The sequence below is a fragment of the Streptomyces sp. NPDC056486 genome, assembly GCF_042795295.1.
In the GTDB taxonomy this organism is placed as follows: Bacteria; Actinomycetota; Actinomycetes; order Streptomycetales; family Streptomycetaceae; genus Streptomyces.
In genome coordinates this window covers 36,712-47,097 of sequence record NZ_JBHTSF010000068.1, presented here as the reverse complement: position 1 = coordinate 47,097, position 10,386 = coordinate 36,712, and the positions used below count along the sequence as shown (strand labels likewise).

Below are 10,386 nucleotides of genomic sequence, written 5' to 3'. Positions count from 1 at the left end.
GGCCCGCCGTGCGTCCTGGGCCACTTCACGGAGAGACCTCTACTCCACGAAGAGACCCCGCGCCGCCGCCCCCGCGTCGAACTCCTCCAACCGCGCCTGCGCGTCCGGGAGTCCGTCGCACATGGCCTCCAGGAGCACCCGGCCGAGCAGCATCGGCGCGCACGCCGTGTCGAAGGCGAGACCCGTGCCGACCGCAGCCGGGAGGAGGAGGTCCGAGTGCGCCGCCACGGGGGCGAACGCCGAGTCGGCCACCGTCACCACCGAGAGCCCGGCCGCCTGCGCGTAGGCGAGCGCGTCCACGACCTCCCGCGGATGCCGGGGCAGCGCGAAGCACATGAGCGCGGACGCCCCCGCCCGTACCGCCGCGTCGATGCGGTCGGCCAGCATCGTGCCGCCCTCGTGGAGGAGGCGTACGTCGGGGTGGACCTTCGCCGCGAAGTACGAGAAGCCGTACGCCTGTGACGCGGCGGCCCGCAGGCCCAGGACGGGGAGCGGCCGCGAGGAGGCGAGGAGTTGCCCGGCGCGCTCCAACGGCGACGGGTCGGCGAGCACCTCCGCCAGGTGCCGGAGGTTCTCGATCTCCGCCTCGACCGCCTGCTGGTACTCGTTGAGGGAGGCCTCGCCCGCCGCCTCCGCGGGCGCCAGCTCCCGCAGGTGCCTGCGCAGTGCCGGATACCCGTCGAAGCCGAGCGCCACGGCGAAACGGGTCACCGAAGGCTGGCTCACCCCGGCGAGCTCCGCCAGTTCGACGCTGGAGAGGAAGGGGACGTCCCCCGCCCGCCGCACCATGCAGTGCGCGATGCGCCGCTGCGTGGGCGTGAGGCGGTGGCCCTCGAAGAGCACCTGCAGCCGCGCCGCGGGACTGTCACTCATACCGTTCCCCTCACAACACCCTGACCCTCGAAGCCCGTTCCGTTCCCGGACCCGAGGTCCAGCCACAGCTCGGTGAACCGGTCGAGCAGCCCGGCCGCCACCGTCACATCATCCGTCAACGGCCGGTCGGCCAGCTCCGGGTCGAGCACCGAGTCCGCGAGGTCGAAGGCGCGCCCGACGGGCAGGTCCGGGTCGAGGCGCATGTCCCGCTGCCTCAACACCCGCACGGCCGCGACGAGTTCACAGCCCACCACCAGGCGGTACGCCTCACACGCCCGCAGCGTCTGCCGTGCCGCGAGCGAGGCGAAGCTGGCCTGCTCCTCGACGCCACGGGAGAGCACCGCGTGGCCGAGCGAGGCCGGCGCGGAGAAGGCCCGCAGGTCACCGAGGGCCGCCCCGGCCGCATACTCCAGGATCATCACGCCCGACGAGGCCGGTTCGCCGTCCGCGAGGAACGGGCGAAGACGGGTGAAGCCCGGTTCGTTCAGGGTCGAGAGGCGGGACGTCGACAGGCGCGCGGCTTGTGTCACCGCCAGCCTGAAGTGGTCGAGGGAGAGGGCGAGTTGGGCGAGGTAGAAGCCGCCGTGGTGGTAGGCCGCCATGTCCTCCGCCGAGATCAGCGGGTTCTCGGCGGCCGCGTTGATCTCCACCGTGAGGACGTCTTCGAGCGCGTCCGCCGCGTCGTGCGCGGGCCCGTGGATCTGCGGCAGACAGCGCAGGCCGTAGGGGTCCTGGATGCGGCCGAGCGGTGGCGTGGGGCGGTCGGGCGCGCCGAGGATCTGCCGCATCCGTTCCGCGACCGCGTACGAACCCGCGTGCCGCCGGGCCTCGTGCACGGGCAGCGCGTACGCCTCGTACGAACCGTCGACCGCCATCAGGGTCAGCGCCGCCACCATCTGCGTGGCCGCGACGAGGCCGCGCAGCTCGTGCAGGGCGAGCGCGGACTGGCCGAGCGTGAGGGCGTTGCTGCTGATCAGGGCGAGGGCGTCGTTGTTGTCGAGGGGCTGCGGGTCGGGGGCGGCGCCCGTCCCCTGCCAGGGATGCTCACCCGCGAGAGCGAGGCCCATCTGCGCGAGCGCGGCGATGTCACCCGTGCCGACGGAGCCGAATTCATTGACCTTGGGGTACGCACCTGTCCCCAGGGCCTCGCAGAGCGCCGTGACGACGGTGGGGCGCAGCCCCGCGCCGCCCGCGAGCAGCTGGTTGGCGCGGACCGCGAGCATCGCGCGCACCTGCCGCGCGGGGAGCTCATCGCCGATCGCTCCGGCGTGGCTGCGCAGCAGGCGCAGACCGTGGTCGGCGGCCGCCTCGGTCGGCACGGACTCATTCCGGTTGGCGCCCACGCCGGTGGAGCGGCCGTAGACGCGACCCCAGGAAGCGATCTCACGGGCGGCGTTCCATGAGCTCTCCACGCGCTTCATGCCGTCCGTTCCGGGAACTGGCTTAGCGGTAGATTCGGCCATACGTACGACATCTGCGACCATCAGTCCGCGGCCGTCCAGGACGACGACCGAGCCGCTGTCGTCGGTCGCCCTGCCGTTCGCCTTGTCCGCGATACGAGACGACATCACTCGTAATTCCTCCTCAACCGGACGCTTCGTCTTGCCCTGCGACCACTTGTAACCAGTGATTTACACCTGGGCTCCGACTAACTATTGACAATCTATTCAGTCACAAAGAACTCTGCATGAAGATATACAGCCGGGCAAGGGACTCCTCATGATCCAATTCGATACGGTCCACAAGCGCTTCCCGAACGGCACAACCGCGGTCCATGACCTCAGCCTTGAGATGCCGGAAGGGGGCGTGACCGTCCTCGTCGGATCTTCCGGTTGCGGCAAGACGACAACGCTCCGCATGATCAACCGGATGGTCGATCCGACCTCAGGGACGATCAGAGTCAACGGCAAGGACGTCCTGGAGCAGGACGCGGCCGAGCTGCGCCGCTCCATCGGGTACGTGATCCAGCAGTCCGGGCTCTTCCCGCACCGCACGGTCCTGGACAACATCGCGACCGTGCCGCTGTTGCTCGGCTGGGGCCGCAAGAAGGCGCGGGCACGGGCGGCGGAGCTCCTGGAGACGGTCGGCCTCGCCGCCGACGCCGGGAAGCGCTACCCGCACCAGCTCTCCGGCGGCCAGCAGCAGCGCGTCGGTGTGGCCCGCGCGCTCGCCGCCGACCCGCCGGTGCTCCTGATGGACGAGCCGTTCGGTGCGGTCGACCCTGTCGTCCGCACCCAGCTCCAGGACGAACTCCTGCGCCTGCAGCGTGAGTTGAACAAGACCATCGTCTTCGTCACGCACGACATCGACGAGGCCGTACGGCTCGGCGACCGGATAGCCGTCTTCCGCACCGGCGGCCACCTCGTCCAGTGCGCGAGCCCCGCCGAGCTCCTGGCCCGCCCCGCCGACGGCTTCGTCGCGGACTTCCTGGGCGCCGAGCGCGGCCTGAAGCTGCTCTCCCTGACGACGCTGGCCGACGTCCCCAAGGCCCCGGCCCCGGAGGGCGGCGCCTGGGCGCTGCGTCTCGACGCGGCGGGCGCCCCACTGGCCTGGCGGCACAAGGACGCACAGGCCGCGGACGTCCCCGTACGCCCCCTGCGGGACACGGACTCGCTCCTGTCGGCCCTGAACGAGTCGATAGCCGCGCCCAGCGGCCTTGTCGCCCGGGTGGACGCCGAGGGCGTCCTGACCGGCGTCACGTCCCGCGACGACATCCACGAGCACGCGGGGCAGGTACACACCGACGCGAGCGCGGTCGACGCAGAAGCCGCAGACGCCGCAGACGCCGTGGACGTCAGCAAGGCAGACGCGTGAGTGTCGACTGGTCGTGGATAGCCGACCACACCGACGATCTCACCAGCCTCACCCTCTCCCACCTCCAGGCCGCCCTCACCGCCGTGCTCCTGGGCCTGCTCATCTCGCTCCCCCTGGCCGTCGTCGCCCACCGCGTGCGCCCCCTGCGCGGACTGCTCCTCGGCCTGTCGAACATCCTCTTCACCATCCCGTCCATCGCCGTCTTCGTCCTGCTCCTGCCGGTCAGCGGGCTCACCCGCACCACGACCGTCATCGGCCTGACGATCTACACGCTCGTCGTGCTCCTGCGGAACACGGTCGAGGGTCTGGACTCCGTCCCCGCGAAGACGAAGGAGGCGGCCAAAGCGATGGGCACCCGCCCCCTGCGCACCCTTCTCACCGTCGAACTCCCCCTCGCCCTGCCGGTGATCATGGCGGGCGTACGGATCGCGACGGTCATGGCGATCTCCCTCGTCTCCGTGGCGACGTACATCGGCGACGGCGGCCTGGGACAGCTCTTCACCGACGGGTTCCAGCGCAACTTCCCCACCCCCGTCATCGTCGGCGTCGTCCTGACCCTGCTCCTCGCGCTCGTCGCGGACGCGCTGCTCGTCACCCTCCAGTACGTCCTGACCCCCTGGACCCGCCGCAAGAGGAGCGCGTGACATGTACGAACTCTTCAAGAACCTCGGCGCCTGGCTGGTCAGCGGCGAGCAGTGGACCGGGTCCGACGGCATCGGGCACCGCCTCGTCGAGCACCTCCAGTACTCGCTGCTCGCGACCCTCATCGCCGCCGCCATCGCGCTGCCGATCGGCCTGCTCATCGGGCACACCGGGCGGGGCGCCTTCGTCGCGATCAACCTCTCCAGCTTCGGGCGTGCGCTGCCCACGGTCGGCCTCGTCGTCCTGGTCTTCCTGGCGAGCGGGCTCTCCATGTGGCCCATCTACATCGCGCTCGTCGCGCTCGCGGTGCCGTCCATCGTCACCAACACGTACGCCGGGATGACCGCGGTCGACCCGGAGGTGCGGGACGCCGCGCGCGGCCAGGGCATGCGCTGGCACCAGGTCCTCTTCCAGGTCGAACTGCCCCTCGCGCTCCCCCTGATCATGACCGGCCTGCGGCTCGCGCTCATCCAGGTCGTCGCGACGGCCACCATCGCCGCGTACGTCTCCTTCGGCGGGCTCGGCCGGTACGTCTTCGACGGGCTCGCCCAGCGCGACCTCGTCCAGGTGCTCGGCGGTGCCGTGCTCGTGGCCGTCGTCGCCGTCGTACTCGATCTCGCGCTCTCCGGACTGCAGCGCGCCCTCTTCCGCCACCGCCCCGCCAAGTCGGCCTAGGAGCAAGCCAGATGGCCCCCATGAACCGCAGAAACGTCCTCGGCGGGCTCTTCGCCGCCGCGTCCGTCCCCGCGCTCGCCTCCTGCAGCGGCGGCGTCACCTCGCTCAACGGAGACGGCTCCGGCGGCTCGGGCGGTGGCTCCAGCAAGAACGGCGTCACCATCGGCACCGCCAACTTCACCGAGAACCAGGTCCTCGGCTACCTCTACGCCGCCGCGCTCGAAGCGGAGGGCATCAAGACAGAGGTCCGGCCCAACCTCGGCACCCGCGAGATCCTCATCCCCGCCCTCAAGGGCGGGGACATCGACCTCCTGCCCGAGTACCAGGGCGCGCTCCTGCACTACCTCGACGCCAAGGCGAAGGCCACCGAGGAGGGCGAGATGCAGAACGCCCTCGCCATGGTCCTGCCGCGCGGCCTGCAGATCCTCCCGTACGGCAAGGCCGAGGACTCCGACGCCTTCGCCGTCACCCGGGAGACCGCCGCCAAGTACGGCCTCAAGTCCCTCGCGGACCTCGCGAAACACAACGGCAAGCTCGTCATCGGCGCCGCGCCCGAGGTCAAGAAGCGCACGGTGGGCTCGGTGGGCCTCAAGGACGTCTACGGAGTCGAGTTCAAGGAGTTCAAGTCCCTCGACTCCTCCGGGCCGCTGGTGAAGGGCGCCCTGAAGAAGGGCGACGTCGACGTGGCGAACCTCTTCACCACCGACACCGACATCGTCGCCGAGAAGTGGGTCCTGCTCACCGACCCCAAGAACCTGATCCCCGGCCAGCACATCGTCCCGCTCGTCGCCGACCGCAAGGCCGACTCGACGGTCCGCAAGGCGCTCGGCCGCCTGGGCAACGCGCTGACGACCAAGGACCTCACCGAGCTCAACCGCCTGGTGGACAAGGACAAGAAGGACCCGGAGGACGTCGCGAACGACTGGGCGGCGAAGCACGGGATCAGCAAGAAGTAGTAGCTCACCAGCAGGGCAACAGTTCGTCCAGCAGCAGGGAGTTCAGCGGATCATGGCAGACAGTCTCGTGGAGCGGCGCTCCATCGACGTCGTCCCCGACGACGAACGGCACGGCACCGCGTTCAGCCAGTTCACCCTCTGGCTCGGCGCCAACCTCCAGATCACCGCGGTCGTCACCGGCGCGCTCGCCGTCGTCTTCGGCGGCGACGTGGTCTGGTCGATGGTCGGCCTGCTGCTCGGCAATCTGCTCGGCGGCGCGGTGATGGCTCTGCACTCGGCGCAGGGGCCGAAGCTCGGTCTGCCGCAGATGATCCAGTCCCGGGCCCAGTTCGGGGTGCGCGGCGCCGTCGTACCGCTCCTGCTCGTCATCCTCATGTACGTCGGTTTCTTCGCGAGCGGCAGCGTCCTGGCAGGCCAGGCGACGGCCCAGCTGACGCACACGAACGACACCACCGGCATCATCGTCTTCGCGGTGATCACCGCGGTGGTGGCAGCGGTCGGCTACCGCGTGATCCATGTCCTGGGGCGGACGGCGAGCGTGATCTGCGCGATCGCGTTCATCTACCTGGGCATCCGCCTCCTGGACCGCGTCGACCTCTCGGCCCTCCTGAACGACGCGCACTTCGACCTGCCGATGTTCCTGCTCGCGGTGTCGCTCTCGGCGTCGTGGCAGCTCGCCTTCGGGCCGTACGTCGCCGACTACTCGCGCTATCTGCCGCGTACGACGTCGGGGCGTGCCACTTTCTGGTGGACGCTGTCCGGGACGGTGCTCGGCTCGCAGTGGTCGATGACCTTCGGCGTGCTCGTGGCGGCGAGCGCGGGCGACGCGTTCCTCGCCAACCAGGTCGGATACGTGGTCGGCCTGGGCGGTACGGGCCTGATCGCATCGTTCCTGTACTTCGTGATCGCACTCGGCAAGCTCACCATCAACGTGCTCAACACCTACGGCGGCTTCATGTCGATGGTGACGAGCATCAGCGGATTCCGGGGCCAGAAGACCCTCTCGCCGCGCGGCAGGGCGGCGTACATCGCCCTGATCATGGTGGCGGGCACGGTGGTGGCACTCCTTGGCAAGGACAGCTTCCTGACGTCCTTCAAGGACTTCCTTCTCTTCCTCCTGACGTTCTTCACGCCGTGGTCGGCGATCAACCTGGTCGACTACTACCTGATCTCCAAGGAGCGGTACGACATCCCGGCGCTCTCGGACCCCGAAGGGCGCTACGGAGCCTGGCGCTGGGACGCCCTTACGGTCTACGGAGTAGGAGTCCTGACCCAGCTCCCCTTCCTGGCCACGCACTTCTACACGGGTCCGCTGGTGGAGCCCCTCGGCGGCGCGGACATCTCCTGGATCGTGGGTCTGGTGATCCCGGCGGCCCTGTACTGGCTCCTCGCCCGCCGCGACACGTCGCACATCCCCACGGACAGGGAGGACAGCCCCGCGGAAAGGGGGGATAGCCCCACTGTCACACCCGCGTCGGCTGCGTAACGTAAGGCCTATGGAAGCCCGTGACGCCGAACTCAAGAAGGAACTCGACGCCACTCTGCACGCCCGCAGAGAGCTAGGCGAAGAGTATGAGTCCGCGCTGGTCGACTCGTTCCTCGGGAAGGTCGAGCAGCGCCTGGACGGCACCATCGACCGGCGCATGCGCCGGCACATGGCCGAGCAGCAGATGGTCGTCGCCCGGGGCTCCCGCGCGTCCAACAGCCCCGTGGACTCCTGGGGCGAGCGCTTCAGCTTCGGCGTCGTCTCGCTGATCCTCGCGATCCCGCTCTCGGCGATCGGCGCGGTCAACGCGGACCTGCCAGGCCTCTTCGTCACCTGGGGCGGCATCGTCGGCGTGAACGCGGTGCACTCGATCAGGGGCATGGCCATCGGACGCCGCGCGGACCGGGGGCGGAAGTCGGAGTGGGACGACTGACGCCTGAGGGCTGCGACTGCGACTGCGGGGGAGTCTGCCCTCATGACCATCTCCGTCGCGCACCTCAGTGACCCGCACCTCACCACCGGCGCACTGGCCGCCGGGCCCGCGGCCGGCCTGCGCCACGCGCTCGCCCGCGTCCTTGCCCTGGAGCCCCGGCCCACCTGCGTCGTGATCACCGGCGACCTGACGGAACACGGCCGCCCCGACGAGTACGAGCAGCTGCGTGAACTCCTCGCGGGCTTCCCGCTGCCCCTGCACCTGACGACCGGCAACCACGACGACCCGGCGGCCCTGGTCAAGGCGTTCGGCGGCACACCGCACCTCGGCGGCACGCACACCTCGCACTACGCCGTCGAGTACGAGGACCTGACGCTGCTCGCCCTGGACTCGAAGGTGCCCGGCGTCGCACACGGCCGTCTCGGCGACGACCAACTCACCTGGCTGGACGCCCGGCTGACGGCCCGTCCCGATGTCCCCGCCCTGGTCTGCGTACATCACCCGCCCGCGGACATCGGCATCCCGTTCCTGGACGGCATGCGCCTCACCGACGGCGACGCCCTGGCGAAGGTCCTCACCGGCCACCCCCAGGTCACCCGGGTCCTCGCGGGCCACGTCCACCGCCCGATCACCGGTGCCTACGCGGGCACGACCCTGTCGACCGCCCCGTCGACGTACCTCCAGAGCTCCCTGACGATGAGCACGGACGGCGCCATGGGTTACCTGCCCGAGCCGACCGCCTTCCAGCTCCACCTGCGGACGGCCACCGGCTGGGTCACGCACACGGTGCCGGTGAGCCATGCGGCGGCGCAGATCCAGGGGTTCTGAGGGGGGGGCATTCGAAGTTCATGCGCGGGGACCGCCGCACCCCCGGGTAACCAGGGGGCGGGACGACGGCGGTCCCCGCGAGGGACGCGGGCCGGGTCAGGACCGGGTCCGCGTCCAGGCGTTCAGAGGTCCGGGAGCCGCTCCGGAGTTCCTGTACGCCGACAACAACCAATGTGCCGGAGCCGTGTTAAGCGTGTGCTGCGCGGACGTGTCGCGCTCGTACCACTTCCGCGAAGTTCGAACCACGGCTCCCGGCACACCCCCTTGTTCACCGGCCCCTCGGCTACTGGCCCTGCTGCGCGGCCAGGAAGGCCAGCAGGTCCTGACGGCTCACCACACCGGTCGGCTTGCCCTCGACCAGGACGATCGCCGCGTCGGCACGGCCGAGCACCGACATCAGGTCGGCGACGGGCTCACCGGAGCCGACCTGCGGCAGCGGGTCCGACATGTGCTTCTCCAGCGGGTCCGAGAGCGAGGCGCGCTGCGCGAACAGGGCGTCGAGGAGCTCACGTTCGACGACGGAGCCGATGACCTCGGCCGCCATCACGTCCGGGTGGCCCGCGCCCGGCTTGACGATGGGCATCTGCGAGACGCCGTACTCACGCAGTACGTCGATGGCCTCACCGACCGTCTCCTCCGGGTGCATGTGGACGAGTGAGGGCAGTCGGTCGCCTTCCTTGCGGCTCAGTACGTCGCCGACGCGAGGCGCGTCGCCCGCCTGCTCCAGGAACCCGTAGTCGTTCATCCATTCATCGCTGAAGATCTTGCTCATGTAGCCGCGCCCGGAGTCGGGCAGGAGTACGACCACGACGTCGTCGGGGCCGAGCCGCTCCGCGACCCGCAGCGCCGCCACGACCGCCATGCCGCAGGAACCGCCGACGAGCAGCCCCTCCTCCTTGGCCAGGCGCCGCGTCATCTGGAAGGAGTCCTTGTCGGACACCGCGATGATCTCGTCCGTCACGGTCCTGTCGTACGCCGTCGGCCAGAAGTCCTCACCGACGCCCTCGACGAGGTAGGGCCGCCCGGAGCCGCCGGAGTACACGGACCCCTCGGGGTCGGCGCCGACGATCGTGACCCCGCCCTTCGAGATCTCCTTCAGGTATCCGCCCGTCCCGGAGATGGTGCCTCCGGTCCCGATCCCCGTCACGAAGTGGGTGATCTTCCCCTCTGTCTGCTCCCACAGCTCGGGGCCGGTGGAGTGGTAGTGGGAGAGCGGGTTGTTCGGGTTGCTGTACTGGTCGGGCTTCCAGGCGCCGGGGGTCTCGCGCACGAGGCGGTCCGAGACGTTGTAGTACGAGTCCGGGTGCTCGGGGTCGACGGCCGTGGGGCAGACGACCACGTCGGCGCCGTACGCGCGCAGCACATTGATCTTGTCGAGAGACACCTTGTCCGGGCAGACGAAGATGCACTTGTAGCCCTTCTGCTGGGCCACGATGGCGAGCCCGACCCCGGTGTTGCCGGAGGTGGGCTCGACGATCGTGCCGCCGGGTTCGAGCTCCCCGCTCTGCTCGGCCGCCTCGATCATGCGCAGCGCGATGCGGTCCTTCACGGAACCGCCGGGGTTGAAGTACTCGACCTTGGCCAGGACGGTCGCCTGAATGCCCGTGGTCACGTTGTTGAGCCTTACCAGCGGGGTGTTGCCGACGAGGCTGATCATCGAGTCGTGGAATTGCACCGTT

General features: G+C 69.9%; 10 protein-coding genes. 7 read left to right on the top strand and 3 right to left on the bottom strand.

The window, feature by feature from the left end; all coding sequences use genetic code 11:
* Positions 1-39: 39 nt before the first annotated feature.
* Together ACFQ7F_RS25200 and ACFQ7F_RS25195 are read right to left on the bottom strand one after the other, a co-directional pair.
* Positions 40-873, bottom strand: a complete 834-nt coding sequence (locus ACFQ7F_RS25200; RefSeq protein WP_383274156.1) for a MurR/RpiR family transcriptional regulator — start codon at positions 871-873, stop codon at positions 40-42.
* Positions 870-2,441 (bottom strand): aromatic amino acid ammonia-lyase, encoded by a 1,572-nt coding sequence (locus ACFQ7F_RS25195; protein WP_383274154.1) that lies wholly within the window; start codon positions 2,439-2,441, stop codon positions 870-872. Before ACFQ7F_RS25195 ends, ACFQ7F_RS25200 begins: the two co-directional genes overlap by 4 nt.
* 151 nt (positions 2,442-2,592) lie before the next feature.
* On the opposite strand from ACFQ7F_RS25195, the gene ACFQ7F_RS25190 reads away from it, so the two are divergent.
* From ACFQ7F_RS25190 to ACFQ7F_RS25160, 7 genes are read left to right on the top strand one after another with little or no spacing between them, the layout of a single operon-like run.
* A complete protein-coding gene (locus tag ACFQ7F_RS25190; protein ID WP_383274151.1) occupies positions 2,593-3,687 on the top strand; it encodes an ABC transporter ATP-binding protein in 1,095 nt (364 codons plus the stop codon).
* Positions 3,684-4,331, top strand: coding sequence for an ABC transporter permease (locus tag ACFQ7F_RS25185; RefSeq protein WP_383274148.1), 648 nt, complete (start codon positions 3,684-3,686; stop codon positions 4,329-4,331). Before ACFQ7F_RS25190 ends, ACFQ7F_RS25185 begins: the two co-directional genes overlap by 4 nt.
* 1 nt (position 4,332) lies before the next feature.
* Complete coding sequence (locus ACFQ7F_RS25180; protein ID WP_383274145.1) at positions 4,333-5,004, top strand: ABC transporter permease; 672 nt, start codon at positions 4,333-4,335, stop codon at positions 5,002-5,004.
* 20 nt (positions 5,005-5,024) lie between these two features.
* Complete coding sequence (locus ACFQ7F_RS25175; protein ID WP_383274142.1) at positions 5,025-5,960, top strand: ABC transporter substrate-binding protein; 936 nt, start codon at positions 5,025-5,027, stop codon at positions 5,958-5,960.
* A gap of 52 nt (positions 5,961-6,012) precedes the next feature.
* Positions 6,013-7,446, top strand: coding sequence for a purine-cytosine permease family protein (locus tag ACFQ7F_RS25170; RefSeq protein WP_383274139.1), 1,434 nt, complete (start codon positions 6,013-6,015; stop codon positions 7,444-7,446).
* 10 nt (positions 7,447-7,456) lie between these two features.
* Positions 7,457-7,879 (top strand): hypothetical protein, encoded by a 423-nt coding sequence (locus ACFQ7F_RS25165; RefSeq protein WP_383274137.1) that lies wholly within the window; start codon positions 7,457-7,459, stop codon positions 7,877-7,879.
* Positions 7,880-7,921: 42 nt separating this feature from the next.
* The gene (locus ACFQ7F_RS25160; RefSeq protein ID WP_383274134.1) at positions 7,922-8,707 is read left to right on the top strand and encodes a phosphodiesterase; all 786 of its coding nucleotides are present in this window, start codon (positions 7,922-7,924) and stop codon (positions 8,705-8,707) included.
* Positions 8,708-8,990: 283 nt separating this feature from the next.
* Here ACFQ7F_RS25160 and ACFQ7F_RS25155 read toward each other — a convergent pair whose 3' ends face one another.
* Complete coding sequence (locus ACFQ7F_RS25155; protein ID WP_383274131.1) at positions 8,991-10,382, bottom strand: cystathionine beta-synthase; 1,392 nt, start codon at positions 10,380-10,382, stop codon at positions 8,991-8,993.
* Positions 10,383-10,386 lie beyond the last annotated feature (4 nt).

Excerpts from the sequence above, each read along its gene's own strand:
- ACFQ7F_RS25190 (WP_383274151.1), top strand. The coding sequence starts at position 2,593 with ATGATCCAATTCGATACGGTCCACAAGCGCTTCCCGAACGGCACAACC.
- ACFQ7F_RS25175 (WP_383274142.1), top strand. The coding sequence starts at position 5,025 with ATGAACCGCAGAAACGTCCTCGGCGGGCTCTTCGCCGCCGCGTCCGTC.
- ACFQ7F_RS25200 (WP_383274156.1), bottom strand. The coding sequence starts at position 873 with ATGAGTGACAGTCCCGCGGCGCGGCTGCAGGTGCTCTTCGAGGGCCAC.
- ACFQ7F_RS25170 (WP_383274139.1), top strand. The coding sequence starts at position 6,013 with ATGGCAGACAGTCTCGTGGAGCGGCGCTCCATCGACGTCGTCCCCGAC.
- ACFQ7F_RS25160 (WP_383274134.1), top strand. The coding sequence starts at position 7,922 with ATGACCATCTCCGTCGCGCACCTCAGTGACCCGCACCTCACCACCGGC.
- ACFQ7F_RS25195 (WP_383274154.1), bottom strand. The coding sequence starts at position 2,441 with ATGTCGTCTCGTATCGCGGACAAGGCGAACGGCAGGGCGACCGACGAC.
- ACFQ7F_RS25180 (WP_383274145.1), top strand. The coding sequence starts at position 4,333 with ATGTACGAACTCTTCAAGAACCTCGGCGCCTGGCTGGTCAGCGGCGAG.
- ACFQ7F_RS25165 (WP_383274137.1), top strand. The coding sequence starts at position 7,457 with ATGGAAGCCCGTGACGCCGAACTCAAGAAGGAACTCGACGCCACTCTG.